Raw genomic sequence first — 26,775 nt, 5'->3', positions numbered from 1 at the left:
CTAGTGACGCCGCCCGGCGCGTCTCCTCCGCACGCGCCTTGCGCTGATGTCGTTGGCGGGCGATAGCGTCCGGCACGTGGGCCTTCAGGACGAACCACCGGTCGGGCATCTTCGGGCGATGCCATGGACCGCCGGCCAACTACGGCGGCTCGGCCGTGCCATCCGCGAGGGAGTGAGTGCGCCCTCTGGTGGTCCGAGCTACGCCGAGGTCATGAGCCACTACAACGAGCTCGCCACGAGAACGCAGGAGTCAATCCGCAGCCTCGACTGGACCAGCCTCGTGCCCGACCGTTCCGCGCCTGAGATCACCAGCCGCGCGAAGACCGTGGCGACTCTGCGAGACAAGCTCCGCAGGGACCCGGGCACGCCGCTGGGCAACATCCAGGACATCGCGGGTGTTCGGTTCGAGTGTGAGATGACGCTCGAGGAGCAGGACGTGGTGGCGCAGGCTCTCGCCGCGGCCTTCGATCACGGTCTCGAGGCCATCCGCGACCTGCGCGACGGTCAGCACGCCGGGTACCGGGCGGTCCACGTGTGGCTCCGACTGCCGCAGGGCCGAGCTGAAGTTCAGGTCCGGACGCATCTACAAGGCGCTTGGGCCAACGTCTACGAGCGACTGGCGGACGTTCTCGGCCGCGAGATCCGGTACGGGGCGGAGCCGCAAACGGCCGACGGTCGTGCACTCATGCATACGGTGCAGGAGCTGTCACTCACGAGCATCGCCCAGCTGGAAGCAGCGAAGCAGGTCGCGGCGGATCTCCGGAACTCGCAACTCGACGCCGCGGGCGCGCCTCGCTCTGCGCTCTCCGCCGACGTCGAGGCTGACCTCTCCACCATCCCGGAGCATGAAGGCACTGTCTTGCAGAACCTTCGGCAGATCGAGTCCGACCTCGCTTCTTGGCGCTCGGCGGCGTACGGTGCTCGACCATGACCGCCTTCGTGATCGCGTACAACCGCCGCACCGGCGAGCGGAAGGTGGAGGAGTACGCGGGTCCTGGTGGATATCGCGAGGCTTTCGAGCGCCGACTCCGTATTGAAGGCAGTGCGGATCCGGATGTTGAGGTGGTCTCGCTCGTGAGCGATTCGCTGGCGACGATCAAGCGGACTCACTCTCGGTACTTCCAGGACGAGCTCTCCTCCTGCTGAGAGGGCTTCACCGCCGTGAGCGCCTGATCGCCACCTGCACCACCGCGCTGGACGGCTCAGCCGCGGTACTCGTAGTGCCAGTACTCGGGGTTCGACCCGTCCTGCCGCGCCCACGCCGGGGAGACCCACCCGTACGACGGGCCGTGCTCGACGAGCCACGCCCGGGCGGCGCTGTCCCAGCCGTACTCGCACGGCAGCTCGGGGACGTCGACGGCGAGGCCGGTGCCGTGCGACGAGGTGCCCGGCGTCGCGGCCACCGAGCCCAGCGCCGCGCGCATCGCGACCTGCGTGTCGTAGTCCCGGTAGGTCAGGTCGAGCGCGAGGTCGTGCCCGAGCGCCGCACGGAACGCCGCGTTGAGCCGCTCCAGGGCCGCGGCCGCGTCGTGCCGCAGGTAGAACGGGGTGCCGCGGGAGTCCCGCGCCCACGACACGGCGGTCAGCGCCGAGGCGGGCAGCCGCCCGTTGCTCCCGTCGCCGCCCTCGGTCGGCGGGGAGGTGTAGAACGCCGGGCCCGAGTACGTCGTGGCGCACGAGCGGTCCGCGGACGGTGCCGGAGCGGACGTCGAGGGCCGGCGGGGCGCGGTTGCCGCTGCCGCTGCGGCGGCTGCCCGGCCGGCCTCGGCCTCGGCGGCGTCCCGCGCGGCGACGGCCTCGCGCACGCCGTGCTCCGCGGCGGCGACGTCGGCGGCCAGCGCCCGCAGGCGCACCGCGGACGCGGCCGGTGCCTCGGCCTCCGCCGCCTCGAGCGTCGCCGCGAGCGCCTGGCGCACGGCGTCGTCGGCGACGCGCTCGGCCGACTCCGCGAGCGTCGCCCGCGCCTGCGCCAGCGCGCCGTCGAGCGCCGCACGGGGGCCGGTGAGGACGGCCGACGTGCCGACGGCGGTGAGCGCGGCCTGCGCGGCGGCCGCGGCCGCCCGGTCCGTATCGGCGGCGTCCACCACCGCGGCGACCCGCTCCTCGGCGGCCGCGCGCTCCGCCCGGGCGTCCGCGCGCCGGTCGGCGGTCCACGCCCAGCCACCCGCCGCGGTGCCCAGGGCGAGCGAGGCGGCGGTCACGACGGCGACGGCGACGCGGCGGATGTCGACCTCCGGGAGCGGACGGGCGAGGGGCGGGGCCGAGCGCGGTCGGCGCCCACCACGGTAACCGCCACCCCCGCCGTCCTGTCACACCTCCGTCACACATCCGTGGCTCAAGAGGCGGCGTGCACGCGCCGATGCTCCGGGCATGCAGACCGCCTCGCCGACCCTCCCGGCGGGGACCGCACCGGCTGCCCCTCCGGGTGCCGGCCCCGTCCTCGCCCGCCCGCTCCTGCCTGCCGAGGCCGCCCACCTCGACCGCCTGCGGCTGTGGCTGCAGGACGACGGCGTCGACGTGCACGACGCCGGCGCGCTGGACGCCCGCTGGGCCCGCCTCCTCGGCACCCACCCCGCCGACGCGCCCGCACCCGCGGGCGTCACGGCGGCGATCGGGATCGCGGTCGGCGACCTGCTGGTGCACGCCGTGCCGGGCGCGGTCTGGATGATGTGCCCCGGCCCCGACGGCGCGACGCCCGGCGTCGTCGCCGGCGGACGCGTGCACATGCCGGTGCTGACGGTGCTGGACGCGCACGCCCGGTGCCGGCTGCGCACGCCCGTGTGGACGGTCGACTACGTGCGGCGCGCGACCGCCCACCTGACGACGCCCGCCCCCGCGTTGCCCGCGCCCGCCGGCCCGTCGCAGGCCCCCGACGCCACGCCGCACCCGGGACGCCACGCAGCCCGCGCGGCCACCCCGTCCGGGTGGGAGCCCGTGCAGCTGCCGACCGCGCACGGTGCCGCGCTGCCCAGCCGGGGACGCCGCACCGCGGCCGACGCGGGGTCGCCCGCCCCCGCCGCGCCCGCGTCGGCGCCCTGGGAGGACCTCGTCCCCCCGACCGACGCGCCTCTCACCACGTCCGACCGGTCGGAGGCGTCCCCTCCCGCAGCCGACCGGCCGGACGCGGTCCCGCCCGAGGCGGACGTCGTCACGGCGTCCACCCCGACGGTGCCGCCGGCCTCGACGCTCACGCCGGAGGACCTGCCGCACCGGCCGAGCCCGCGCGTGCAGGACCTCGCCCTGCGGGCGCTGGAGCACGCGCTCGAGCAGGCGCTCGCGGACCCGCGCGGCGTGGCGCCGTTCGTCCTGGTGCAGGACGACGACGGGTTCCGTGTGACGTCCTTCGCCCACGGCAGCGAGGGCGTGGCCGACGCGCGGGAGCACGCACGCCGCTGCCGCCTGGCCGCCGCCGCGGTCGGGTGGACGTCGCCCGCGGACGACGTTCGGCCCTACCCGCGGGTCGTCGTGGACGCCTCCGCCGCCGGTGTGCCCGGCATGCGCGTCGCGCACGCGTTCGCCCACGACGCGGACGGCGGGCGCGAGGTCGGCGGGCCGGAGGTCGTGGGGCAGTCCGCACCGGTGCTCTGACGCCACCGGTCCCCCGCCCGCCCGAGGTCCCGCGCGCGCCGGCGCGCGCCGCGCCCTAGCGTGTCCTCGTCCGCCGCCCGTCCCGAGCGGCCGTCGCGACGTGGAGGTGCACCATGAGCAGCCCCATCCCCGACCCGGGTGCCGTGCCCGACGAGCCGCAGTTCACCGACGTGCCCGGCGACGACGCCCAGCCGGACGACCCGCGCGAGGAGCAGCCGCTGCCGAGCGACGACCCGCCGCCCGCCGTCCCGGACGCGCCGGACCCGGACGACCTGCCCCTGCCGGGCGGCGCCAACCCCTCCTGACGCCGGCGGGGCCCGCGGTGCCCGAGCGCGAGCGCTCCGCCGCCGAGGCGCGCCTGCACGCGGTGGCGGCCGCGTTCGCCGACGTGCCGGGCGTCGTCCTGCCCGAGGCCGGGCGGCGGCACTTCGGCACGGCGACGCTGCGCGTGCACGGCCGGATCGTGGCCATGACGCCGTCCGACCACCTCGTGGTGAAGCTCCCGCGGGAGCGGGTGGCGGCGCTCGTCGCGTCCGGTGCGGGGCTGTCCTTCCCCGAGGCCCGGCCGCCCATGCGCGAGTGGGTGCGGATCGCGTCGGACGACCCGGAGGTCTGGCGCGGGTTCGTCGCGGAGTCGCTGGCGTACGTCGGGGGGTGACGCCGCTCGCGGGCGCACGGCCCCGGGGACGACGACGGCGAGGAGACCACGTCTCCTCGCCACTCTCAACGTATAGCGCAGCGGGGGTCTTGCGGCAAGGCCCCCGCCGTGGTCGAGGATGGCCGGCCTCGACCCGATCGGAGCGCCGCCATGCACCCCCTGACCAGCGTCTTCGCTCTTCCCGACCGGCTGGCCCCCAAGGCCGGCCCGGCCCTCGTCGCGCAGGACGAGGAGCACCTCGCCGCCGTGGCCGACGCGGTCGCGCAGTCGGTCGCGGACCTGTCCGACCGCCTCGCCGCCGCGCGCCGCGCCCCCGCCGGCCCCGGTGGGCAGGCGGTCGAGCGCGACCAGGAGGTGCGCCGGCTGGGCGCCCGGCTGCGCACGCTGCGCCGCTTCGGGGCGGACCTCTGCCTCGGCCGCATGGTCCCCGCGGACGGGTCCGCGCCGGTGTACGTGGGTCGGCTCGGGCTGACGGACCGCGAGGGCCGGCGGCTGCTCGTGGACTGGCGGTCCGCCGCCGCCGAGCCGTTCTTCGGGGCGACGCACGCCGAACCCATGGGGCTGGTCAGCCGGCGCCGCTACCGGTGGGCGGGCGGGCGCGTGCGCGACTACTGGGACGAGGTGTTCACGCCCGAGGGGCTCGAGGGGCACGCCGCGCTGGACGACCAGTCCGCGTTCCTCGCCGAGCTCGCCGCCGCCCGCTCCCCGCGCATGCGCGACGTCCTCGGGACGCTGCAGGCCGACCAGGACGCGATCGTCCGGGCCGGGTCCGACGGCGCGCTCGTGGTGGACGGCGGACCGGGCACCGGCAAGACCGTCGTGGCGCTGCACCGCACCGCCTACCTGCTGCACTCCGACCCCCGCCTGGGGCACCGCCGCGGCGGCGTGCTCGTCGTCGGGCCGCACGAGCCGTACCTCGCGTACGTCGCCGACGTGCTGCCGAGCCTCGGTGAGGAGGGCGTCCGCACCTGCACCCTGCGGGACCTCGTGCCGGAGGGCACGACGGCGGTCGAGGAGCCGGACCCGCAGGTCGCGGCGCTCAAGGCGTCGGCGGAGATGGTGCGGGCGGTCGAGCCGGCCGTCCGGTTCTCCGAGCGTCCCCCGACGACGCGGCTCCTCGTCGGGACGCCGTGGGCCGACGTCCCCGTCGGAGCGGCCGACTGGGCGGAGGCGTTCGACGCCGTCGAGCCCGGGACGCCGCACAACGAGGCGCGCGACCAGGTCCTCGACGCCCTGCTGGACGCCCTCGTCGACCGGTACGCCGACGGCGACGACGTGCCCGCCGCCCCGCTGCGGCGCGCGCTGGGCCGGGACCGGGACCTGCTGCGCACGCTCGGGTCCTCGTGGCCCCTCCTCGACGCCACCGACCTCGTCGCCGACCTCTGGTCGGTCCCCGCGTACCTGCGCCTGTGCGCCCCGTGGCTGACGCCCGAGCAGGTGCGGCTGCTGCAGCGCCCCGACCCGCGCGCCTGGACGGTGTCGGACCTGCCGCTGCTCGACGCGGCCCGTCACCGCCTCGGCGACCCGGAGGCGTCCCGGCGTGCGCGCCGGGAGGCGGCGGCCGTCGAGGCGGAACGCGCACGCCGCGCGGACGTCGTCGCGGACCTCGTCGCGAGCGACGGCACCGAGATGCAGGTCATGTCGATGCTGCGCGGCGCGGACCTCGAGTCGGCGCTGCTCACGGGGGCGCGCGGGAGCGCCGCGGACCCCGACCCGCTCGCCGGGCCCTTCGCGCACGTCGTCGTGGACGAGGCGCAGGAGCTCACCGACGCCGAGTGGCTGATGCTGCTGGCCCGCTGCCCGTCGCGCAGCCTCACCGTCGTCGGCGACCGCGCGCAGGCGCGGCACGGGTTCACCGGCACCTGGCAGGAGCGGCTCGCGCGCGTCGGCCTGGACCGCGTCCGCGTCGCGACGCTCACCGTCGGCTACCGCACGCCCGCACCGGTGATGGCCGAGGCCGAGCGGGAGGTGCGCGCGGTGCTGCCCGACGTCACGGTGCCGACGTCGGTGCGCAGCGGCCCGCCGGTCGTCCACGGGCCGGTCGCGGAGCTCGACGCCGTCGTCGCCGGCTGGCTCGCCGAGCACGCCGAGGGGACGGCGTGCGTCGTCGGCGCGCCGGGGTACGCGGGGCCGGACGGGCGGGTGCGCTCGCTGCCGCCGGAGCTCGTCAAGGGGCTCGAGTTCGACCTGGTGGTCCTCGTCGACCCGGCGTCGTGGGGCGGCGGGGTGCAGGGCGCGGTCGACCGGTACGTCGCCATGACCCGCGCGACCCGGCAGCTGGTGGTGCTGACCGGCGGCTGACGGCGCCGGCGGGCGCGCGTCGTCCACGGGACGGCGAAGGCCCCGCCCGGTGATCCGGTGCGGGGCCTTCGTGCGCGAGCCGCCTTGGGGAATCGAACCCCAGACCTTCTCATTACGAGTGAGACGCTCTGCCGACTGAGCTAAGGCGGCGCCGACGTGACGACGGGCCCGAGGGCCGCACCGCAACGGCGAGCGCGCCCACTGTACCCGGCCCCCCGCCCGACTCCCAACTCCGTGCGGGGTGGCGCGGACCACGGTCGCCGGCCCGGGCCCGGCTCAGCAGCGCGCGCCCTCCTCGGGGACCGCACCCGTGAGCAGGTACGCGTCGACCGTCTCCTGCACGCACGACCCCGCCCGGCCGTACGCGGTGTGCCCCTCGCCCTCGTAGGTGAGCAGCACGCCGGACGACAGCAGGTCCGCCAGCGCCTGCGACCACGCGTACGGCGTCGCCGGGTCGTTCGTCGTCCCCACGACGAGGATCGGGGCGGCACCCTCGGCGGCGTACGAGTCGAGCGCGCCGACCTCGGGGACCGGCCAGTCGGCGCAGGCCGCCCCGCCGTAGGAGAAGAACTCGCCCACCGTCGGCGCCACCGCGGCGATCTGCTCCGCCTCCGCGCGCATCGCCTCGGGCTCGGCGGGTGCGCGGTCGTCGAGGCAGAGGATCGCGGTGAACGCCTCGTTCTGGTTGGTGGCGTACGTGCCGTCGGGCTGACGGTTGTAGTACTGGTCGGCCAGCTGCAGCAGCGCCGTGCCGTCGCCCGCGAACGCCGACGTCAGCGCCTGCGTCAGCACCGGCCACGACTGCTGCGCGTACAGCGGCGTCGCCACGCCGCTGAAGGCGAGCGAGACGGTCAGCTCGCGGTCCGTCTGCGTGCGCATCGGGTTGGCGCGGATCTTGTCGAACAGCTCGGAGATCTGCGCCAGGCCGTCGTCGACGTCGCCGCGCAACGGGCACCCGGAGGCCGCCTGGCAGTCCGCGACGTACGCCCGCAGCGCGCTCTCGAAACCGGCCGCCTGCCCGGCGGCGACCTCCCCGGAGTCGAGGGTCGGGTCGAGCGCGCCGTCGAGCACGAGCCGGCCCACCCGCTGCGGGAACAGCGCCGCGTACGTCGCGCCGAGGTCGGTGCCGTAGGAGTAGCCGAGGTACGTCAGGGCGTCGTCGCCCAGCACCGCGCGCAGGACGTCCATGTCGCGGGCCGCGCTCACGGTGTCGACGTGACCGAGCAGCGGCCCCGTCCGCTCCAGGCACGCCCGCCCGAACTCGGCGTTGCGCCGCACCGCCTCCGCGATGCCCTCGTCCGTGCCGAAGTCGGGCACCCACGCGGTGAGGGCGTCGAGCTCGGCCGGCTCGACGCACGTGACGGGGGACGACGCGCCCACGCCGCGCGGGTCGAACGCCACCAGGTCGTACGCGGCCCGCACCTGCGCGCTCACGAGCTGCTGGAAGCTCGGCAGGAAGTCGATCGCCGAGTGGCCCGGCCCGCCCGGGTTGAGCAGCAGCGACCCGACGTGGTCACCCGTGGCCGGGACGCGGCGCAGCGCCAGCGTGATCGTCTCGCCCTCCGGCTGCGACCAGTCCAGCGGCGCCGTCGCCTCCGCGCACTGCTGCGACCCGCACACCTTCCACTCGAGCTGCTGCTCGTAGAACGGGGCGAGCGCGGGGTCGACGCCCTCGCTCGCCGAGGCGGCGCCGGACGTGGGGGCGGTGGCCTGGTGCCGCGGCGCCGGCGTGCACGCGGCCAGCACGAGGGCGACCAGGACGACGAGGGCGGACCGGCGCAGCGAGGAGGGCGTCGGCATGGCGCCTACGGTATCCCGCACCACGGACGCCCTCGCCCGTGCGGTCGCCCGTCCGCACGAGCCCCCCGCGCGGTCGTCACGGGACGTCCGCCGCCCGTCCGTGGGGCGGCGGTCAGCCCTGCGGGCGCAGCGCGATCGCCATCGCCTCGACCGCCAGCAGCGGCGCGACGTTGCCCGCCAGGCGCGTGCGCGCCTGCCCGACGGCGTCCATGCGCCGCAGCGTCTGCTCGGGCGTCGAGCCGGCCGCGAGCGTGCGGACGGCGTCCTCCTGCTCGACGTTGACGAGGTCGACCCCCGCGCCGAGCTGCACCACGAGCACGTCGCGGTACAGCGACAGCAGGTCCACCATGGCGCGGTCGAGCACGTCACGCTGCGCGCGCGTCGCCCGCCGCTTCTGCTCCTCCTCGAGCGCCTTGAGCTGTCCGCGCAGCGCGGGCGGGACGGTCGTCGCCCCCTCGGCGCCGAGCGAGCGCAGCAGCGCGTTCTTCTCGGCGGCGTCCCGCTCCTCGGTCGCGGCCTTGGCGTCGGCCTGCGCCGTCTCGACGAGCTCGCCGGCGGCCAGCACCGCGTCCCCGACGCCGCGCACGCGGGTCGCGATGCCGAGCACGGCGGCTCGCCGCTCGCGCGCCTGCGGGTCGCGGGCCAGGCGTCGCGCGATCCCGACGTGGCTCTGGGCGGCGCGCGCGGCCACGACCGCGGTGCGGTGGTCGACGCCGTCCCGCCGGACGAGCAGCTCCGCGACCGCCTCGACCGGGGGCACGCGCAGCGCGACGGACCGGCTGCGGCTGCGGATCGTGACGAGCACGTCCTCCGGACCGGGTGCGCACAGCAGCCACACCGTCCGCTCCGGCGGCTCCTCGACCGCCTTGAGCAGCACGTTCGCGCTCTGCTCGTTGAACCGGTCCGCGTCCTCGACGACGATCACGCGCCAGCGGCCCTGCGACGGCGCCCGCTGCGCGAGCTCCACGAGGGGCCGGGTGGTGTCGACGCGGATGAAGACGCCCTCGGTGGCGACGAGCGTCACGTCGGGGTGCGTGCCCCCCATCACCGTCGTGCACGCGTGGCACGTGCCGCACCCGCCGGCCTCGCACTGCAGCGCGGCCGCGAACGCGCGCGCCGCGTTGGACCGCCCCGACCCCGGCGGGCCGGTGAGCAGCCACGCGTGGGTCATCGCCGACGGGTCCTCGACGGCGTGGCGCAGCACTGCGACCGCGGGCTCCTGCCCGACCAGGTCGTCCCAGACGCTCACGCGCCCGCCCCTCCCCCGGCGGCCGGCGCCACCGCCGCCGGGCGCTCCGGGACCGTGCCCTCGACCAGCGGGACCACCCGCTCGCGCACCGCCGCGGCGACGACGTCCGCCGGCTGCGTCGCGTCGAGCACGAGCCAGCGACCGGGGTCGGCCGCGGCGCGGTCGAGGAAGGCCTGCCGCGTGCGGCGGTGGAACGCGTCGCCGGCGGACTCGAGTCGGTCCGGGTCGCCCGTCAGGCGCGCGAGCCCGACGGCCGGGTCGAGGTCCAGCAGCACCGTGACGTGCGGCAGCAGCCCGTACGTCGCCCAGAGGGAGAGCTCCTCGACCTCCGCCGCACCGAGACCGCGCCCCGTGCCCTGGTACGCCACCGACGAGTCGAGGTACCGGTCGGTGAGGACGACCGCCCCCCGCTCCAGGGCCGGACGGACGAGGCTCGCCACGTGGTGCGCGCGGTCGGCCGCGTACAGGAGTGCCTCGGTGCGCGGGTCGAGGTCCTCGCCGTGCAGGATCGCCTGGCGCAGCTCACGGCCCAGCGGGGTGCCGCCCGGCTCGCGCGTCACGACGACCTCGCGGCCGAGCTCGGCGAGGTGGTGCCCGAGCAGCGCGACCTGCGTGGACTTGCCGGCGCCGTCGCCGCCCTCGAACGAGACGAACACCCCGACGGGTGCGCCGGGGACGGGCTGCTGGGTCACCGCGTCAGGCTAGCGCCCGCCCCGGACACTCCCGTCCGTCGCCCCGGGGCGCACGTACGCCCCGGCACCCGTGGGGGCGCCGGGGCGTGGTGACGTGCCGCCGACGGGTCAGGCCGTGTCCTCGCCCGGGTAGACGACGCCGATCTGGCGGCGGACCTCGTCCATCGTCCGCATCACCTCGAGCGTGCCCTGCCACGACATCCGCGGGCTCTCGGTGTCCCCGGCGGCGACCCGCCGGGCGACCTCGGCGGCCTCGTACTGCAGCCCGCGCGCGTACGGCTGCTCGAACGTCCACTCGCGCCCGTCACGCCGCGCGACGCGGAACTGCGTCGGCCCGTAGAAGCTGCCCGCGACGCGGATGTACCCCTCCGTCCCGGAGATCGACGAGGTCGTCGGCGTCTTCGACCACATCGTGGTGTGCAGCGTCGCCTGCACCTGGTCGCCGTACTCGAGCACCATCGAGATCTGGCCGTCGACGCCGGTCGACGTGAGCTGCCCGAACGCGTGCACCCCCGTCGGCACGCCCAGGAAGTCGTGCGCCCACGACACCGGGTAGACGCCGAGGTCGAGCAGCGCGCCGCCGGCGAGCTCGGGCGCGTACAGCCGGCTGCTCGCGTCGAACGGGAAGTACTGCCCGTGGTCGGCGCGGATGTTGACGATGTCGCCGATCTCGCCGGCCTCGATCACCTGGTGCAGCGCGGCGACGTGCGGGAGGAAGCGCGTCCACATCGCCTCCATGACGAACACCCCGGCGGCCTCCGCCGCGGCGAAGACCTCCTCCGCCTCGGCGGCGTTGCGCGTGAAGGACTTCTCGACGAGCACGTGCTTGCCGGCCCTGATCGCGAGCAGCGCGTGCTCGCGGTGCTCGGAGTGCGGGGTCGCGACGTACACCGCGTCGACCTGCCGGTCCTCGACGAGCTCCCGGTAGCCGACGTGCGTCGTCGGCACGCCGTGCGCCGTGGCGAACCGCTCCGCCCGGTCGCGGTGCCGCGACCCGACGGCCACGACCTGTGCGCGAGTGAACTCCCGGACGGAGTGGACGAACGTCGAGGCGATGTTGCCGGCGCCGAGGATGCCCCAGCGGATCGACGGTGCGGAACGAGGGTCCTCGGTACGAGCCATGGCGCCAACCTAGCGGCCCGCACGGACGCACGTCCGGGTGACGCCGCACGTCGGTGACGGCGCGGTGGGGCGCGTCCGCATGCCGGTACGGGCGCCTCACGAACCGCCCGTCCGGTGCGGGTGACGCGCCGCGGGCCGCACGGACCTGCGTCTCGTGCCGGCGCCGTCCCGCATGGCGGGCGCCGCGCCGAGGTGGGGCACCACCAGGGAGGGGACCGCCCCGGCGTGCACCTCGCGTGCCGCGACCCGCAGCACCAGGGCGCCTGTCGCGACCACGGCGTTCTGCCGCTCCCGGTCCCGGAAGAGCGCTCGCGGCGCGCTGTGCGGTCCGGCGCCGTCGACCTCGAGCACGAGGAGCCGCCCGTCCGGCAGCGACCACCCGAGGTCGCCCCGCGCGATCGTCCGTCCGGTCGCGTCGCGCACGGCGACCTGGAGGTCGTGCGGCGGCACGCCCGCGTCCCGGCACTGGAGCCGCGCCCACGTCTCCAGCGGCGACTGGGCGCGTCCGTCGACGAGGTCCCACCACGACGCGCTGCGTGCGGCGCCCCGTCGTCCACGCACCACCGCCCGGACGTCCGCGAGCTCGTCCTCGCGCACGAGCCCGCGCTGCAGCGCCGAGTCGAGGACCGCCACGGCGTGCTCGCGCGTCAGCTCCGGCACCGCCTGCGCGAGTGCGGTGACGGGGTCGACCACGCGCGCGGCGCCGACGGTCCCGACCCGTGCGCGCTCGGACGCGGCGAGCGTGCGCACACGGGTGCCCCCGCGCAGCCGGTGCGACGCGCCGGGGAGCGTGGCCACCTCCCTGACGACGTCGACCGGCAGGCCGTCGACCCCGTGCAGCGCGAGCGCGCAGCAGCCTGTCGCGACAGCGCGCTCGACACCGGCCGCGAGCAGGGCGGACCAGGCCGTGCGTCGCCGCCGCGCGGCCGTCTCGTCGCCTCCGGCGACCGGCACCGGTGCACCGTCGGCGAGCCGGAGCACCTGGTCGACCCCGCGCACGGAGACCGCGAGCGCCCCCGCCCGTCGCAGCGCGGCCCGTCGACCGGCACCCACGCCCGCCGCGTCGCACTGCCCGGCGGAGAGGAGCCACTCCTGGGTGCGCGCGAGCCGCAGGAGCGTCGGGGGCAACGGAGCGGGAGCGGGCACGAGCGCATCGCACCGCGGCGGCGTGCCGGCGCGAACCGGAACGTGCCGGATCTCGGGACACAGGTGCGGCCCGGCGGGGCCGGGGACGGCTCGCTGACCGACCCGCCGGCCGACCCCGTCACCCGCTGGCCGCCCCGTCACCCACGGCACCTCCGGGAACATCTCCTGGTCCCACTCCTGGTCCCACAGCGCGGGACGCCCAGGTGACGCGCCGCGCCTTCGTGGGGCCTGCCGGCCGTGAGGTCGCACCGTCGCGCGGCTCGCCGCGTGCGCATCTCGGGGTACGGGACGTGACGGCCGGAGGTGTCGGTCGTCCAGGCACCGGGCGGGCGCCTGCCGCCGGCGGGGCGGCCTTGGGCGAGGGCCGGCGTCAGGGCGTCGGAGGCGGGAGCCACATGCCGATCGTCGTCGGGGCCGTCTCCACGAAGCCGTGGCGGGTGTAGAGGCGGCGGCCCGGCTCGTCGGCGAGGAGCGTGATGTACGCCCCCGGCGGGGCCGACGTGCGGATGCGGTCGAGCAGCCATGTGAGGACCGCGTCGCCCAGGCCGCGGCGCTGGTGCTCGGGCAGGACCGCCATGTCGACGACGTGGAAGTACCAGCCGCCGTCGCCGATCACGCGGCCCATGCCGACGGGACGGCCCCCGCCGTCCACCACGTGCACGGCCGCCCACCCGCCGGGCAGCGCGGCGGCGGCCTGCTCGGGGGTGCGGGGCGTCAGGCCCGAGAGGCGGCGCAGGTCGAGGTAGGACGCGACGTCGGGCGGCCCCTCGACCAGACGGTACGGGGCGGGCAGCGGCACGCGGCCAGGGTAGGCGCCGGCACCCGGGACGAGGGGGACCCGGCCGGCACCCGTCGTCGGCGGCATCCCTAGGGTGGCGGGATGGACCTCGACCCCGACGCGCTGCTCGCCGGCCCGCGCGGGCGTCGGCTGTGCCTGGCGGTCGCGCGGGCCGCCGCCGAGCTCGACCCCGGGCACGACGCGCAGCCCCTGCGCGACGCCCTGTTCCACGCCGGCTACCACCTCGACCCAGGCGCCGGCCGCTCGCTCGTCCGGATGTGGTCGGCCGGCCGGGTGGACGAGGCCGAGCTGCCGCACCCGTCGCCCGCCGCGGTCGCCGCGCTCCTCGACGAGGTCCCGCTCACCGGGCTCGACGCGCGCACGCTGCTCCTCGCGCTCGTCCACGCGGTCGACCACGCCCGGTACTGGCAGGAGCCGGACGGCGAGGACGTCCTCGCGGCGACGCCGCCGGTGCGCGACGCGCTGCGTCGGGTCGCGGCGCAGCTGGTCACGGACCCGGCGACGGCGTGGTGGTCGTCGCCGGCTCCGCGGGACGACCAGTGGGTGGTCGACCTCCCGCACGCGTCGCCGGCGCCGCCGGTCGAGGGCGACGCGGCCGCCTGGCTGGCGCGGTGGCGTGCGGACGAGGTCGCCGACGAGGAGCGCGCCCGCGGGGACCGACCGTCCGACGTCCGCGCCCCGCACACCGGCTCGTGGTGGTCGGTCCCCGCGTTCGCGCGGCTCACGACGACGACGCGGGCGCTCGGCGCGGACGGCCCGCTCGGCCTGTGGTGCGTCGAGGACGGGGCGGGGTGGGAGGAGGCGCACGTGCGCCGGGTGGTGGTGCCGACGGGGGCGCGCGTGCTGGAGGTCGACGGCCCCGACGCGTGGGCCGACCTGTGCCGGCGCCACCCGCTCGAGGTCACGGCCGGGCGCCGTCACGACTGGTTCCGCGTGACCGGCCGCGACGGGCGCTGGTGCCTGCCGGACTGGTCGCGCGTCGCGCAGGAGGCGGACGCGGTGCACGTCACGGTGGCGGGGTACCTCACGACCGCCGGCCGGGCCGTGCCCGTGGACGACGACCTCGCGACCGTGCTGGCCGGGTGGGACCCGGACCGGACGTACTGGCTGACGGACGTCGAGCCGGCCGCGACGCCGGGACGACGCTGGGAGATGGGGCGCGACCGCGGCGGTGAGCCGCTCTGGCGTCCGGCGGCACCCTGACGGCCGCGCCAGCGGGCGCTCCCCCGCGTCTCGTCCTCCCGCGCCTGCGTCACGCCGGGTCGGGCGCCGCCGCCGCACCGGCGCGTCCCGCCGCCGCGAACCGGCCGGCCACCTCCTCGAGCGTCGCCACGAGCTCCGGCGGCGAGACGACCGTGAACCGCGCGCCGACCAGGCCGAGCGCGGTCGCCGCCCACAGCAGGTCGTCGACGTCGAGTCGGACGCGGCAGCGCCCGCCCGGCTCGTCCTCGACCGACAGCCACCACGGGACGCGCCGGCGCGCCTGGGCGGCGGACGCCTCGACGACGGCCTCGACGCGCCACCGCTGCGGCCCGCCGCTGACGCGCTCGCGCACCCACGCGGCGACGTCGTCGGCCGGCAGGGGCCGCGGCGCGAACGGGCGTCCGGTCCCGCGCGGGGCGTCCGCGCGGTCGAGGCGGAACACGCGCCAGTCGGCGCGGTCCGGGTCCCAGGCGACGAGGTACCAGGCGGAGCCGAGCGGCACCAGCCGGTAGGGGTCCACGGTGCGGTCCGTGCGGACGCCGTCCGCAGCGGTGTAGGTGAACGCGAGGCGCTCGCCGTCGCGGCAGGCGAGGGCGACGGCCGTGAGCACGTCGGCCGCCGCACCGGCGCCACCGCCGCCCGCGCCCCACGTCCCGGGCACCGTCACGGCCCGGAGCGCGTCGACCCGCCGGCGCAGGCGTGCCGGCATGACAGGCACCACCTTGGCGAGCGCCCGCACCGACGGCTCGGCGAGGCCCGCCACCCCGGTCGACGCCGCGGCGCCCAGCCCGACGGCGAGCGCGACCGCCTCCTCGTCGTCGAGGACGAGCGGCGGCAGCGCGGCGCCCGGGGCGAGCGCGTACCCGCCGGCGACGCCGGGCTGCGCGTCCACCGGGTAGCCGAGCTCGCGCAGCCGCTCGACGTCGCGGCGCAGCGTGCGCAGGGAGACGCCCAGCCGGTCGGCGAGGTCGGTGCCCGACCAGTGCCGGCGCTGCTGGAGCAGCGACAGCAGGCGCAGGGTCCGCGAGCTCGTGACGGCCATGCGCCGAGTGTGCCCGTCATCGCGGTCAGGAACTGGCACCGATCCTTCCTACGGTCGTCGCGACACCGACGGCCACGGCCGTCCGACCCGAGGAGAGACCCATGTCCGTCACCACGACCACGCACCTCAACTTCCGCGGCGACGCCCGCGCCGCCCTCGCGCTGTACCGCGACGTGTTCGGCGGCGACGTCACCGTCGTCACCTACGCCGACGCGCACGCCGCCCAGGACCCGGCCGAGGCCGACCAGGTCATGTGGGGGCAGGTCGTCTCCCCCGACGGCTTCCACGTCATGGCGTACGACGTGCCGGGCCGCCTGCCCTACGAGCGGGGCGCCAACCCGTTCTTCGTGTCCGTCCGCGGCAGCGACGCGGAGGAGATCACCCGGTACTGGAACGCGCTCGCGGACGGCGCGACCGTCGTGCAGAACCTCGGCCCGGCCGGCTGGGCGCCGCTGTACGGGATGCTCGTCGACCGCTTCGGCGTGACGTGGGTGCTCGACGTCGCGGTCGCGTACGAGGGCTGACCCGGCCTGGTCGCGCACGAGGGCTGACCCGGCCCGGACGCACGACCACCCGCGCGTTCGTGCGCCCACCGGGCGCCCGGACGTGCGGGACACGCGCCTCGGCCCCGCGTCGTCCCACCGCTCGGGACCGGACGGGGTCGGCGGGCCTGCGCCGGTCCGGCAGATCCCCCCGACCGACCCGGAGACGCGGACGGGCGGGCACCGGCGTGCGGTGCCCGCCCGTCGGCGGGTGCGGAGCGGGCGGCGTCAGCCCTTCGTCGCCGCCTTCTTGCGCGTCGTGGTGGTCTTGCGGGCGGTGGTGCGCTTCTTCGCGGGGCCGGCCGCCCGCTTCTCCGCGAGCAGCTCGACGGCCTGCTCGGGCGTGATCGACTCGGGCGTCACGTCCTTGGGCAGGGTGCGGTTCGTCTCGCCGTCGGTGACGTACGCGCCGAAGCGGCCGTCCTTGACGACGATCGGCTTGCCGCTCGTCGGGTCGGTGCCCAGCTCGCGCAGGGGCGGCGTGGCGGTCTGCCCGCGGCCACGCTTGGGCTGCGCGTAGATCGCGAGCGCCTCCTCGAGCGTGACCGTGAAGAGCTGCTCCTCCGACGCGAGGGTCCGCGAGTCGGTGCCCTTCTTCAGGTACGGCCCGTACCGCCCGTTCTGGGCGGTGATCTCCGCGCCCGACTCCGGGTCGACGCCGACCACGCGCGGCAGCGACATGAGCCTCAGCGCGTCCTCGAGCGTCACCGTGGCCAGCGACATCGACTTGAACAGCGACGCCGTCCGCGGCTTCGGCTGCGCGGCGAGCGCCTTCTTGCGGGCGGCCGCGGACAGGTTCGGGTCGAGCTCGGGCTCCGGCAGCACCTCGGTGACGTACGGGCCGTAGCGGCCGTTGCGCGCCACGATCTGCGTGCCGGTGGACGGGTCCGTGCCGAGCACCTGGTCGCCGTCCGGCTGCGTCTCCAGCAGCTCGCGCGCCTTGGCCGGCGTGAGCTCGTCGGGCGCGAGGTCGTCGGGGACGGACGCGCGGCGCGGCTCGTCGTCGGGGCCGTCACCGGGCACCTCGAGGTACGGGCCGTAGCGCCCCACGCGCAGGACGACGCCGTCGCCGATGTCGATCGAGTTGACGTCGCGCGCGTCGATGTCGCCGAGGTTCTCCAGGATGCCGCGCAGGCCGCCGCGCTCCGGGGAGTCCGACCGGTCGCCGAAGTAGAACTCCGTCAACCAGTCGACGCGGTCCTTCTGCCCGGCGGCGATCGCGTCGAGGTCCTCCTCCATCTCGGCGGTGAACGAGTAGTCCACGAGCCGGTCGAAGTTCTCCTCGAGCAGCCGCGTCACGGCGAACGCGAGCCACGACGGCACGAGCGCCTGGCCACGGTTCGTCACGTACCCGCGGTCCTGGATGACGCCGATCGTCGCGGCGTACGTCGACGGCCGGCCGATCCCGCGCTCCTCGAGCGCCTTGACCAGCGACGCCTCGGTGTAGCGCGGCGGCGGGGACGTGCGGTGCCCGTCGGCGGCGAGGTCGCTCGCGGTCAGCGGGTCGCCCTCCGCCATGCGCGGCAGGCGGGCGTCCTTCTCGGGGCGTGCGCCGTCCTCGGACGCCTCGGCGTCGTCGTAGCGGCCGACGTCGCGCCCCTCCTCGTACGCGGCGAGGAACCCGCGGAACGTGATGACCGTGCCGGACGCGGAGAACAGGGTCTCGACCGGCTCGGCGCCGGCCGGCGCGGCGGTCGCCGCGAGGCGCACCGACGCGGTCTGTCCGCGCGCGTCCGCCATCTGCGACGCGACCGTGCGCTTCCAGATCAGCTCGTACAGGCGGAACTGGTCGCCCGAGAGCTGCTTCGCGACCTGCGCCGGCGTGCGGAAGTGGTCGCCGGCGGGGCGGATGGCCTCGTGCGCCTCCTGCGCGCCCTTGGCCTTCGAGGCGTACACGCGCGGCGCGTCCGGCACGTACTCGGCGCCGTACAGCTCGGCGGCCTGCCGGCGCGCGGCGTCCACCGCCTGCGTCGACAGCGTCGGCGAGTCGGTCCGCATGTAGGTGATGTAGCCGTTCTCGTACAGCGACTGCGCCGTGCGCATCGTCTGCCGCGAGCTCATCCGCAGCTTGCGGGACGCCTCCTGCTGGAGCGTCGACGTGGTGAACGGGGCGGCCGGGCGGCGCGTGTACGGCTTGGTCTCGAGCGAGCGGACGGTGAAGTCCGCGTCGGCGAGCCCGGCGACGAGCGCGTGCGCCCGCTCCTCGTCGAGCGCGACGGCGTCCCGCGTGCGCAGCTGCCCGCGGTCGTCGAAGTCGCGCCCGCTGGCCACCCGCTGCCCGCCCACGCCGGTGAGGCGGGCGCTGAACCGGGGCTCCCCGGCGTCCTGCACGGCGAACGTCCCGACGACGTCCCAGTAGTCGGCGGCGACGAACGCCATGCGCTCGCGCTCGCGCTCGACGACGAGCCGGGTGGCGACGGACTGCACGCGCCCCGCCGACAGCCCCTGGCGGACCTTGCGCCACAGCACCGGGCTGACCTCGTAGCCGTACAGCCGGTCGAGGATGCGCCGCGTCTCCTGCGCGTCGACGAGCCGCTCGTCGAGCTCGCGCGTGTTCTGCAGGGCCCGCGTGATCGCCTCGCGCGTGATCTCGTGGAAGACCATCCGCTTGACCGGCACCTTGGGCTTGAGCTCCGCGAGCAGGTGCCAGGCGATGGCCTCCCCCTCGCGGTCCTCGTCGGTGGCGAGGTAGAGCTCGTCGGACTCCTTGAGGAGCTTCTTGAGCTCGGCGACCTTCTTCTTCTTGTCCGCGTCGACGACGTAGTACGGCTGGAACCCGTGCTCCACGTCGACCGCGAACTTCCCGTACGGGCCCTTCTTCATCTCCGCCGGCAGCTCCGACGGCTGCGGCAGGTCGCGGATGTGGCCGACGGACGCCTCGACGTCGTAGCCCTCGCCGAGGTACCCGGCGATGGTGCGTGCCTTCGCGGGTGACTCGACGATGACGAGCTTGCGCCCTGCTGACATCTGACCGGCCTTCCGTGCCGTACGGGTGGGGCGAGAGGGGTGGAGGGGGTGGGTTACCCCGGGGACTCTACGTGCCTGCGTCAAGCGCGTGCGGCGGCCGTCTCGTCCCGCGACCCCGCGGCGTGCCGCAGGACGAGCATCGCCGCGAAGGTCAGGCACGACGCGGCGACGACGGCCGTCACGCCGCCCGCGTACGCGGCGAGCTCGGCACGCCCGCTGGGCACGCCGCCGCGCCCCGCCCAGGTCCGTCCGAGCAGCACCGCGGCGAACGTGCCCGTACCGACCGCGACCACGACGAGCGTCACGGCCGTCCCGCGGGTGCGCCGCCACCAGCGGTCGCCGCCCTCGACCCGCGCCAGCGCGGCGGTCGTCGTCGACGGCGCCGGGGCCAGCGCCATCGCACCGCACACGACCGCGGCCCACGCGAGCACGACGAACGCCGCCGCCACCACGTCCGAGGGGCGGTGCCACTGCCCGACGAGCGTCGAGACGCCCGTGGCCGCGGTGTACGCGGCGCCGACCACGGCCACCGCCGGGCGGGCCCGCGGCGGGACGACGAGCAGCAGCGCGGCCGAGACCGACGCCGCCACGGTGGTGTGCCCGCTCGGCAGCGTGTTGCCGTAGTCGGCGCCCACGCCGAGGTCGGGGCGGTCCATCAGCCGCTTGACCGCCTGGGTCGTGAGGTTCGCGCCCCCGACCAGCACCGCGACCTGCACCGCCAGCGACCAGCGCCGCCGCACGACGGCGATGAGCACCGCGGCGAGCAGCACGGCCGCGACGAACCCGACGGACACGACGTCGAGCACCGGCTCGGCGACGGTCCACAGCCGTCCCTGCCCGAACCGTGCCCCGTCGAGGGCGGCGTCCTCGACGCGCTGCCCCGCCCAGGTCTCGACGAAGAGGCGCGCCAGCACCCCCACCGCGAGCGCGGACGCGACCGCCACGACGGCGGACCAGAGGGCGACGGTGGCGCGCCTGCGGGGCCGGTGGGTGGCGGGGGCCGCGGCGGGCGCCGCAGCCCGGCCGGGCGGGACGGACGGGCGCTCGTGCACGGAGCACACCGTAGGACACGCGTGCGCCCGTCCGGGCGACGACCGGGTGCACGTGCACGCACCGCCCCGACTCCTCACACGGACCGCCCGGGCCGCGCACGTCGTCCTCGCGTCCGGGCCGTGCCGGCCCGGCGGTCAGCGGGCGCGCGGCCCCCGCACGGCGGCGGGCGGCACGGTGTCCGCGGCCGCGCCGTCGTCCGCGAGGTCGTCCACGCCGCCGAGCGCCCCCGTGTGCCACTCCTCCAGCCGCCACCGGCCGGGTCCGCCGTCGAGCGTCACCGCGCCCGTGTTGGACAGCTCGTTGGTGGCCGCGGCCTCGGGGCCGACGTCCGGGCAGCGGGCGGCGACCCACGCGCGGATGATCGCGCCGTGGCTGACGACCACGACGGTCTCGCCCGCCGCCGCCACCTCCTCGACGACCTCGTCGAAGCGGCCGAGCGCCTGCGTGCCGTCCTCGCCGCCCGGCACGCGGGCGGCGAGGTCGCCGGTCCCCCACCGCAGGACCGCCCGGAGGTAGGCCATGACGGAGGCGTGGTCCGAGGCCATCTCGAGCTCGCCCGCGGCGACCTCGCGCAGCCCGGCGCGCACGCGCACGTCGAGGCCCAGCGCGGCGGCCAGCGGCGCCGCGGTCTGCTGCGTGCGCACGAGCGTCGAGGCGTACAGGGCGTCGACCCCGCGGCCGGCCAGCGCCGGCACGAGCGCCTCGGCCTGGCGGCGGCCGAGGGGCGTCAGGTCCGCGCCGGGCTCGGCGGTGTCGAGGTGGTGCCCGACGTTCGAGGACGTCTGGCCGTGCCGGACGAGGAGGAGGCGCACGCGCCCATCCTGCCCCGGCGGGGCGTGCCGTCCCCGGGGGACGTCAGAGCGGGAAGGCGGCGTACGCGTCGGCGACGTCCCCCACGGGTGCCGTCAGCCGCAGCACGGCCGTGCCGTTCTGCCACACCGCGACACCGGTGCCGTCGCCCGCGTCCGCGATCGTGTAGGACCCGACGGCGGCGCCGTCGGCCTGCACCTCGCCGGTGGCGGGCAGCGCGGGCCCGTCCTGCGACGTGGCGGACGGGCTCGGTGCCGCGGTGGGCAGCGCACCGACGAGGGACGCGGCGTACGCGGCCGCCTCCTCCGGGGTCTCGAACTGTGCGGCGCGCACCGTCAGGGTGCCGTCGCCGCCGTCGGTGTAGGTCTCCGTCCACGCCTCGAGCGCACCGGCCCCGACCGCCTCGGCGTCCTCCTCGGAGGTGGCCAGCGCGTACTGCAGCACCGACGCCGGCAGGGCGGACGCGAACGCCGTCGTCGCGGCGCGCGGCGACGGTGCCACGGTGGGCGTCGGGGACGGCAGCAGGACCGTGGACGCGGTGGCCGCCGGGGTCCGCTCGCCGTCGCGCGAGAGGAGCACGCCCGTCACGACACCCGCCACGACGAGCACCGCCACGCCGACCGCCACGGGCAGGAGCCACCGGGGGCGGCGGCGGTCGGACGGCCCGTCCGCGGGCGGCTCCGCGGGCGACGACGGCGCGTGCTGCGCCCAGGCCGGCCGGCTCGGCTGGTCCCCGGGGCCGGTCGGTCCGGGACGTCCGGTGTCGCTCATCGGGCGGGCTCCCCCTCGTGTCGCTGCCCGGCGCGCGCCGAGCCCCCGGCAGCCTACCGACGCACCCGGCCGCGCCCGGGCAGGGGCCCGTGAGCGGCGGGGCGCTCCGGGGGCGCCGGTCACCGGCGACCGGGTGTCGGTGGCGCGCCGTAGCGTGCCTCCGGTGAGCCCCGCGACCACCCGACGCGCCGACCGCGCCGCCGACGCCCGACCCGCCTTCCGCTGCTCGGAGTGCGGCTGGGGCACGTCCAAGTGGGTGGGCCGCTGCGGCGAGTGCCAGGCCTGGGGCACGGTCGCGGAGGACGTGGGCCCGGGCGGCGGCGCTCCCCGCACCGTCGCGGTGTCGCCCGCCCGCAACCCCGCGCGCCCGATCCACGAGATCGACGTCGAGGCGGCCGCGGCCCGGCCGACCGGCGTGGCCGAGCTCGACCGCGTCCTCGGCGGCGGGCTCGTGCCGGGGGCCGTCGTGCTGCTCGCGGGCGAGCCGGGCGTGGGCAAGTCGACGCTGCTGCTCGACGTCGCCGCCCGCACGGCCCGCAGCGGCCGGCGCGTCCTGTACGTCACGGGTGAGGAGTCGGCGGCGCAGGTGCGGCTGCGTGCGGGCCGCATCCGCGCGCTCGACCCCCACCTGCTGCTCGCCGACGAGACCGACCTCGCCACGGTCCTCGGGCACGTCGAGCAGGTCGACCCCGAGCTGCTCGTGCTCGACTCGGTGCAGACGGTGGCGTCGGCGCAGGTCGAGGGCACCGCGGGCGGGGTGGCTCAGGTGCGCGAGGTGACGGGCGCGCTCATCGCGGCGGCGAAGTCCCGCGGCATGCCCGTCGTGCTCGTCGGCCACGTGACCAAGGACGGCTCCGTCGCGGGTCCGCGCACCTTGGAGCACCTGGTGGACGTGGTCTGCCAGTTCGAGGGCGACCGGCACGCGCGCCTGCGCCTGCTGCGGGCGACGAAGAACCGGTTCGGACCCACCGACGAGGTCGGCTGCTTCGACCTGTCCGAGCACGGGATCGTCGGCCTCGCCGACCCGTCGGGGCTGTTCACGTCCCGGCTGGCGACCGACGTGCCGGGTACGTGCCTGACCGTCACGCTCGAGGGACGCCGCCCCCTGGCGGCGGAGGTGCAGGCACTCGTCGCCCCGAGCGTCGTGCCCAACCCGCGCCGGACGACGAGCGGGGTCGACGGCAGCCGGCTCGCGATGGTCCTCGCGGTCCTGCAGCGCCGGCTCGGCGCGCGGCTCGCGGACCAGGACGTGTACCTGTCGACGGTGGGCGGGGCGCGCGTGGTCGAGCCCGCCGCCGACCTGGCGCTCGCGCTGGCCGCCGTCAGCGCCCGCGAGAACGTCCCGGTGCACCCCGGACTGGTGGCGGTCGGCGAGGTCGGGCTCGCGGGCGAGATCCGCCCCGTGTCGGGCGTGGGCCGCCGGCTCGCCGAGGCGGCACGGCTCGGCTGCGCGCGGGCGGTCGTGCCGCTCGGCACGCTGGGCGAGGTGGCGGTGCCCGAGGGGCTGCGCGTCCTCGAGGTCGCGGACCTCGCCGCGGCCGTCCTCGCGGGTCTCGCGCCGACCGACGGCGACGCCCCGGCACGCGACGCGTGAGCGCCGTCCGAGCCCTCGCGCCGCGCCCCCGATACGATTCCGCCGTGCCCCACCAGACCCCGCAGGAGGACCTGCTCCGGTCCACGCTCGCCGCCGTCGCCCCGGGCTCGGAGCTGCGCGACGGTCTCGAGCGCATCCTGCGCGGGCGGACCGGCGCACTGATCGTCCTCGGCATGGACCAGACGGTCGAGCAGCTCTGCTCGGGCGGCTTCGTGCTCGACGTCGAGTTCTCCGCCACGCGGCTGCGCGAGCTCGCCAAGATGGACGGCGCCGTCGTCATCGACCCCGAGCGCGGGCGCATCGTGCGCGCCGCCGTCCAGCTGCTGCCCGACCCGGGCATCGAGACCAGCGAGTCCGGGACCCGGCACCGCACGGCCGAGCGCGTCGCGAAGCAGACCGGCCTGCCGGTCATCTCCGTGTCGGCGTCGATGCACATCATCGCCCTCTGGGTGGGTAGCTCCCGGCACGTGCTCGAGGACTCCACCGCGATCCTGTCGCGCGCGAACCAGGCCCTCGCGACGCTCGAGCGGTACAAGGCTCGCCTCGACGAGGTGAGCGGCACCCTCTCGGCCCTCGAGATCGAGGACCTCGTCACGGTCCGCGACGTGTCCGCCGTCGTCCAGCGTCTCGAGATGGTGCGCCGCATCGCGGACGAGATCGCCGGGTACGTCGTCGAGCTCGGCAGCGACGGCCGCCTGCTGACGCTCCAGCTCGACGAGCTGGTCGGCGGGGTGGGCACCGAGCGCGAGCTGGTCATCCGCGACTACGTCGACACCAGCCGGCGCTCGGTGGAGTCGGTCCTCGACGAGCTCGCGGAGCTCGGCTCGACCGACCTGATCGACATCGCGCAGATCGGCCGCGTGCTCGGCCTGCCCGGCGGCGGCGAGGCGCTCGACGCCGCCGTCGGCCCGCGCGGTCACCGCCTGCTGTCGAAGGTGCCGCGGCTCCCCGCGCCCGTGGTCGACCGGCTCGTCGCGCACTTCGGCGGCCTGCAGAAGCTCCTCGCGGCGACGATCGAGGACCTCATGGCCGTGGACGGCGTCGGCGAGCAGCGAGCCCGCTCGATCCGCGAGGGCCTGTCCCGGCTCGCGGAGTCGAGCATCCTCGAGCGCTACGTCTGACGCTCAGCCGAGGCCGAACACGGCCGCCGGGGACGTCGCACCGCCGACCGTGACCGTCGCGGAGTAGGTCCCGTCCCCGGGCGCCGGCAGACCGTCGGGGCAGCCCTCGGCGGACCGCACGCGCGGCCAGGCGAGCTGCGTGACGTCCGCCTGGCCGCCGGCCAGCAGCAGCGTGCGCTCCGGCACCTCCGCCGGCAGGCAGTCGCGGCTCGACCAGACCCGGTCGGAGCCGGACGTGACCAGGACCTCCCGGCTCGCGTCGCCGGCGTCGACCAGGCACGGCTCGGTGCCGGTGTTCTCGATGCTCACCTCGAAGGTCGGCTCCGCGCCGTCGGTGAACGTCTCGCCGCCGGGGGAGACGGCGAGACCGAGCTGCTCGGGCGCGCACTCGGGCGGCAGCCCGTCGGCCGCCTGCGCCGCGGGGGTCGTCGGCGCGGCCGCGGGCGCCTCCTGACCGGCCGTCGGCGACGCGGACGGCGCGGCGGCGCGGGCGTCGTCGCCGCCCCGGCCGGTGAGCCACCACACGAGCAGCACGACCAGCAGCAGCGGCAGCCCCAGGACGACGAACCTGCGCACCCAGTAGACGCGGGCGGGCAGGCGTCGAGGGACGTTCCGGTCGGTCATGGGTGGTCCTCCGTGCGGTCCGGCCGCGGGTCGCCGCGCCTCGCCCCCACGGTACGAGGCCGGACGGGTGACGCCCGCCCGACGCGCCCGTGTCGCCCGGACGTGTCGGCGGGTCGGCCCGCGCCCCGTCGGGCGGCGCGCGGCGCGGTCCGCGGGCGCGGTTTGGGGCGGCGCGGCGCCGTGCCGGAGCATGGCCGCGTGCACGCCCCCGCCCCCGCCCCCGAGGACCTGCGCGCACCGGTGCTCGCGTGGTTCGACCGGCACGCGCGCGACCTGCCGTGGCGGGCGCCGGACCGCACGCCGTGGGGCGTCCTGGTGAGCGAGGTGATGCTGCAGCAGACGCCGGTCGTGCGCGTGGAGCCGGCGTGGCGCGCCTGGATGGCGCGCTGGCCCGGCCCCGCCGAGCTGGCGGCGGCACCGACGGGCGACGTGCTGCGGGCGTGGGACCGGCTCGGGTACCCCCGGCGGGCGCTGCGGCTGCAGGAGTGCGCCCGCGCGGTCGTCGAGCGCCACGACGGGGAGCTGCCCGCGGACGAGGCGCTGCTGCGCGCGCTGCCGGGGGTCGGCGCGTACACGGCGGCGGCCGTGCTGGCCTTCGCGTTCGGGCGGCGGTCGGTCGTCCTCGACACCAACGTGCGTCGGGTGCTGGCCCGCACGGTGGCGGGTGAGGCGCTGCCGGCGCCCACGCAGACGGTGGCCGAGACCCGGATCGCGGCGTCCTACGTCCCGGACGACGACGCGACGGCCGCGCGCTGGGCGGCGGCGTCGATGGAGCTCGGTGCCCTGGTCTGCACGGCCCGCTCGCCGCGCTGCGACGCGTGCCCCGTGCGCGACGTGTGCCGGTGGGTGGCCGTCGGGCGGCCGGACGACGTGCACGCGCACCGTCGCCGGACGCAGGGTTTCGCGGGCACCGACCGCCAGGTGCGCGGGCGCGTCATGGCGCTGCTGCGCGAGGCGCTCGGTCCCGCGCGCGCGAGCGCGGTCGACGCGGTGTGGCCCGACGCACCCCAGCTCGCGCGCTGCCTCGACGCGCTGGTCGCGGACGGGCTCGTGGTCCGGGTGGAGCCGGCGTCGGTGGACGACCCGCCGACGTACCGCCTGCCGCACTGACCGCGGCGGGGCGGCGGCCGCCTCACCCGGCGCCCGGCTCCAGGTCGAGCAGCATGCGGGTGTTGCCCAGGGTGTTCGGCTTCACGCGCGCGAGGTCGAGGAACTCGGCGACGCCGTCGTCGTGCGAGCGCAGCAGCTCGGCGTAGACCTCCTGCGCGACGGGCGTCCCGTCGATGGCGCGGAACCCGTGCCGGCGGAAGAAGTCGACCTCGAACGTCAGGCAGAACACGCGCCGCAGGCCGAGCCCCCGAGCGCGGTCCACGAGCGTGTCGAGCAGCGCGTGGCCGACCGCGCGGCCGCGCCAGCGCTCGTCCACCGCGAGGGTGCGGATCTCCGCGAGGTCCTCCCACATGACGTGCAACGCACCGCAGCCGACGACCTCGTCGCCGGCCTCGGCCACGACGAACTCCTGCACGGACTCGTAGTAGCCGACCCACTCCTTGGCGAGGAGGATCCGCTGCGCCGCGTAGGGCTCGACCAGCGCGCGGATGGCCCGCACGTCCGCGGGCAGCGCGGGCCGGACGACGACCTCGGGGGTGCTCACGCACCCAACCTACGCACGCGTGCGGCCCCGTCCGCGCGC

The 26,775-nt window shown here is 77.0% G+C and carries 25 protein-coding genes and 1 tRNA gene; 11 read left to right on the top strand and 15 right to left on the bottom strand.

Annotated features, from left to right (window positions below):
• Positions 1-211 precede the first annotated feature (211 nt).
• A complete protein-coding gene (locus tag FB586_RS05815) occupies positions 212-931 on the top strand; it encodes a RelA/SpoT-related domain-containing protein (protein ID WP_168800471.1) in 720 nt (239 codons plus the stop codon).
• A complete protein-coding gene (locus FB586_RS05810; RefSeq protein ID WP_136518405.1) occupies positions 928-1,146 on the top strand; it encodes a hypothetical protein in 219 nt (72 codons plus the stop codon). The genes FB586_RS05815 and FB586_RS05810 overlap by 4 nt, the downstream gene beginning before the upstream one ends.
• A gap of 56 nt (positions 1,147-1,202) precedes the next feature.
• Here the strand turns inward: FB586_RS05810 and FB586_RS05805 are convergent, their stop codons facing one another.
• Entirely contained in the window at positions 1,203-2,201 is a 999-nt protein-coding gene (locus FB586_RS05805; RefSeq protein WP_246036548.1) for a M15 family metallopeptidase, read from the bottom strand.
• Between the two features lie 169 nt (positions 2,202-2,370).
• Between FB586_RS05805 and FB586_RS05800 the strand changes: the two genes are divergently transcribed.
• The 4 genes from FB586_RS05800 to helR all read left to right on the top strand — a co-directional run bounded on the left by FB586_RS05800 (position 2,371) and on the right by helR (position 6,547).
• Positions 2,371-3,588, top strand: a complete 1,218-nt coding sequence (locus FB586_RS05800) for a hypothetical protein (protein WP_136518403.1) — start codon at positions 2,371-2,373, stop codon at positions 3,586-3,588.
• Between the two features lie 113 nt (positions 3,589-3,701).
• Entirely contained in the window at positions 3,702-3,893 is a 192-nt protein-coding gene (locus tag FB586_RS19335; RefSeq protein ID WP_155378452.1) for a hypothetical protein, read from the top strand.
• 17 nt (positions 3,894-3,910) lie between these two features.
• Complete coding sequence (locus FB586_RS19330) at positions 3,911-4,246, top strand: hypothetical protein (protein WP_168800470.1); 336 nt, start codon at positions 3,911-3,913, stop codon at positions 4,244-4,246.
• 150 nt (positions 4,247-4,396) lie between these two features.
• A complete protein-coding gene (helR, locus tag FB586_RS05785; RefSeq protein ID WP_136518400.1) occupies positions 4,397-6,547 on the top strand; it encodes an RNA polymerase recycling motor ATPase HelR in 2,151 nt (716 codons plus the stop codon).
• Positions 6,548-6,624: 77 nt separating this feature from the next.
• Here the strand turns inward: helR and FB586_RS05780 are convergent.
• The 7 genes from FB586_RS05780 to FB586_RS05750 all read right to left on the bottom strand — a co-directional run bounded on the left by FB586_RS05780 (position 6,625) and on the right by FB586_RS05750 (position 13,355).
• A tRNA-Thr gene (locus FB586_RS05780) sits at positions 6,625-6,697 on the bottom strand.
• A gap of 126 nt (positions 6,698-6,823) precedes the next feature.
• Complete coding sequence (locus FB586_RS05775; RefSeq protein WP_136518399.1) at positions 6,824-8,347, bottom strand: alpha/beta hydrolase; 1,524 nt, start codon at positions 8,345-8,347, stop codon at positions 6,824-6,826.
• 112 nt (positions 8,348-8,459) lie between these two features.
• The gene (locus FB586_RS05770; protein WP_136518398.1) at positions 8,460-9,596 is read right to left on the bottom strand and encodes a DNA polymerase III subunit delta'; all 1,137 of its coding nucleotides are present in this window, start codon (positions 9,594-9,596) and stop codon (positions 8,460-8,462) included.
• A complete protein-coding gene (gene tmk, locus FB586_RS05765) occupies positions 9,593-10,288 on the bottom strand; it encodes a dTMP kinase (RefSeq protein WP_136518397.1) in 696 nt (231 codons plus the stop codon). The genes FB586_RS05770 and tmk overlap by 4 nt, the downstream gene beginning before the upstream one ends.
• A 108-nt stretch (positions 10,289-10,396) precedes the next feature.
• Positions 10,397-11,410 carry a Gfo/Idh/MocA family protein gene (locus FB586_RS05760; RefSeq protein WP_136518396.1) on the bottom strand — a complete coding sequence of 338 codons (1,014 nt, stop codon included), beginning with the start codon at positions 11,408-11,410 and terminating at the stop codon, positions 10,397-10,399.
• A 96-nt stretch (positions 11,411-11,506) separates the two neighbouring features.
• Positions 11,507-12,556 carry a putative endonuclease domain-containing protein gene (locus FB586_RS05755; protein WP_136518395.1) on the bottom strand — a complete coding sequence of 350 codons (1,050 nt, stop codon included), beginning with the start codon at positions 12,554-12,556 and terminating at the stop codon, positions 11,507-11,509.
• Positions 12,557-12,926: 370 nt separating this feature from the next.
• Entirely contained in the window at positions 12,927-13,355 is a 429-nt protein-coding gene (locus FB586_RS05750; RefSeq protein ID WP_246036546.1) for a GNAT family N-acetyltransferase, read from the bottom strand.
• An 81-nt stretch (positions 13,356-13,436) separates the two neighbouring features.
• Here FB586_RS05750 and FB586_RS05745 point away from each other — a divergent pair, with 81 nt between their 5' ends.
• Complete coding sequence (locus tag FB586_RS05745) at positions 13,437-14,558, top strand: hypothetical protein (RefSeq protein WP_136518393.1); 1,122 nt, start codon at positions 13,437-13,439, stop codon at positions 14,556-14,558.
• A gap of 49 nt (positions 14,559-14,607) precedes the next feature.
• On the opposite strand, the gene FB586_RS05740 is transcribed toward FB586_RS05745, so the two are convergent.
• The gene (locus FB586_RS05740) at positions 14,608-15,600 is read right to left on the bottom strand and encodes a helix-turn-helix transcriptional regulator (RefSeq protein ID WP_136518392.1); all 993 of its coding nucleotides are present in this window, start codon (positions 15,598-15,600) and stop codon (positions 14,608-14,610) included.
• Between the two features lie 101 nt (positions 15,601-15,701).
• Between FB586_RS05740 and FB586_RS05735 the strand changes: the two genes are divergently transcribed.
• A complete protein-coding gene (locus FB586_RS05735; protein ID WP_136518391.1) occupies positions 15,702-16,124 on the top strand; it encodes a VOC family protein in 423 nt (140 codons plus the stop codon).
• Between the two features lie 246 nt (positions 16,125-16,370).
• Here FB586_RS05735 and topA read toward each other — a convergent pair whose 3' ends face one another.
• The 4 genes from topA to FB586_RS05715 all read right to left on the bottom strand — a co-directional run bounded on the left by topA (position 16,371) and on the right by FB586_RS05715 (position 21,743).
• A complete protein-coding gene (topA, locus tag FB586_RS05730) occupies positions 16,371-19,109 on the bottom strand; it encodes a type I DNA topoisomerase (protein ID WP_136518390.1) in 2,739 nt (912 codons plus the stop codon).
• A gap of 80 nt (positions 19,110-19,189) precedes the next feature.
• Positions 19,190-20,161 (bottom strand): phosphatase PAP2 family protein, encoded by a 972-nt coding sequence (locus tag FB586_RS05725; protein WP_136518389.1) that lies wholly within the window; start codon positions 20,159-20,161, stop codon positions 19,190-19,192.
• Between the two features lie 135 nt (positions 20,162-20,296).
• Positions 20,297-20,974, bottom strand: coding sequence for a histidine phosphatase family protein (locus FB586_RS05720; protein ID WP_136518388.1), 678 nt, complete (start codon positions 20,972-20,974; stop codon positions 20,297-20,299).
• A 43-nt stretch (positions 20,975-21,017) separates the two neighbouring features.
• Positions 21,018-21,743, bottom strand: a complete 726-nt coding sequence (locus FB586_RS05715) for a hypothetical protein (RefSeq protein WP_136518387.1) — start codon at positions 21,741-21,743, stop codon at positions 21,018-21,020.
• A 163-nt stretch (positions 21,744-21,906) separates the two neighbouring features.
• On the opposite strand from FB586_RS05715, the gene radA reads away from it, so the two are divergent.
• Together radA and disA are read left to right on the top strand one after the other, a co-directional pair.
• The gene (gene radA / locus FB586_RS05710) at positions 21,907-23,337 is read left to right on the top strand and encodes a DNA repair protein RadA (RefSeq protein WP_168800469.1); all 1,431 of its coding nucleotides are present in this window, start codon (positions 21,907-21,909) and stop codon (positions 23,335-23,337) included.
• A gap of 44 nt (positions 23,338-23,381) precedes the next feature.
• Positions 23,382-24,458, top strand: coding sequence for a DNA integrity scanning diadenylate cyclase DisA (disA, locus tag FB586_RS05705; RefSeq protein ID WP_136518385.1), 1,077 nt, complete (start codon positions 23,382-23,384; stop codon positions 24,456-24,458).
• Positions 24,459-24,461: 3 nt separating this feature from the next.
• Here disA and FB586_RS05700 read toward each other — a convergent pair whose 3' ends face one another.
• A complete protein-coding gene (locus FB586_RS05700; RefSeq protein ID WP_136518384.1) occupies positions 24,462-25,082 on the bottom strand; it encodes a hypothetical protein in 621 nt (206 codons plus the stop codon).
• 198 nt (positions 25,083-25,280) lie between these two features.
• Between FB586_RS05700 and FB586_RS05695 the strand changes: the two genes are divergently transcribed.
• Positions 25,281-26,192 (top strand): iron-sulfur binding domain-containing protein, encoded by a 912-nt coding sequence (locus FB586_RS05695; protein WP_246036544.1) that lies wholly within the window; start codon positions 25,281-25,283, stop codon positions 26,190-26,192.
• Positions 26,193-26,214: 22 nt separating this feature from the next.
• Here FB586_RS05695 and FB586_RS05690 read toward each other — a convergent pair whose 3' ends face one another.
• Entirely contained in the window at positions 26,215-26,736 is a 522-nt protein-coding gene (locus FB586_RS05690; RefSeq protein ID WP_136518383.1) for an amino-acid N-acetyltransferase, read from the bottom strand.
• Positions 26,737-26,775: the final 39 nt, after the last annotated feature.

Source organism: Cellulomonas telluris (assembly GCF_004886325.1).
Classification (GTDB): domain Bacteria; phylum Actinomycetota; class Actinomycetes; order Actinomycetales; family Cellulomonadaceae; genus Cellulomonas; species Cellulomonas telluris.
The sequence above is the reverse complement of the archived record's forward strand: the minus strand, read 5'-3'. Positions and strand labels throughout refer to the sequence as shown.

Excerpts from the sequence above, each read along its gene's own strand:
- topA (WP_136518390.1), bottom strand. The coding sequence starts at position 19,109 with ATGTCAGCAGGGCGCAAGCTCGTCATCGTCGAGTCACCCGCGAAGGCA.
- FB586_RS05760 (WP_136518396.1), bottom strand. The coding sequence starts at position 11,410 with ATGGCTCGTACCGAGGACCCTCGTTCCGCACCGTCGATCCGCTGGGGC.
- helR (WP_136518400.1), top strand. The coding sequence starts at position 4,397 with ATGCACCCCCTGACCAGCGTCTTCGCTCTTCCCGACCGGCTGGCCCCC.
- FB586_RS05735 (WP_136518391.1), top strand. The coding sequence starts at position 15,702 with ATGTCCGTCACCACGACCACGCACCTCAACTTCCGCGGCGACGCCCGC.
- FB586_RS05740 (WP_136518392.1), bottom strand. The coding sequence starts at position 15,600 with ATGGCCGTCACGAGCTCGCGGACCCTGCGCCTGCTGTCGCTGCTCCAG.
- FB586_RS05810 (WP_136518405.1), top strand. The coding sequence starts at position 928 with ATGACCGCCTTCGTGATCGCGTACAACCGCCGCACCGGCGAGCGGAAG.
- FB586_RS05815 (WP_168800471.1), top strand. The coding sequence starts at position 212 with ATGAGCCACTACAACGAGCTCGCCACGAGAACGCAGGAGTCAATCCGC.
- FB586_RS05700 (WP_136518384.1), bottom strand. The coding sequence starts at position 25,082 with ATGACCGACCGGAACGTCCCTCGACGCCTGCCCGCCCGCGTCTACTGG.
- FB586_RS05715 (WP_136518387.1), bottom strand. The coding sequence starts at position 21,743 with ATGAGCGACACCGGACGTCCCGGACCGACCGGCCCCGGGGACCAGCCG.
- FB586_RS19335 (WP_155378452.1), top strand. The coding sequence starts at position 3,702 with ATGAGCAGCCCCATCCCCGACCCGGGTGCCGTGCCCGACGAGCCGCAG.
- FB586_RS05800 (WP_136518403.1), top strand. The coding sequence starts at position 2,371 with ATGCAGACCGCCTCGCCGACCCTCCCGGCGGGGACCGCACCGGCTGCC.
- FB586_RS05775 (WP_136518399.1), bottom strand. The coding sequence starts at position 8,347 with ATGCCGACGCCCTCCTCGCTGCGCCGGTCCGCCCTCGTCGTCCTGGTC.
- FB586_RS05745 (WP_136518393.1), top strand. The coding sequence starts at position 13,437 with ATGGACCTCGACCCCGACGCGCTGCTCGCCGGCCCGCGCGGGCGTCGG.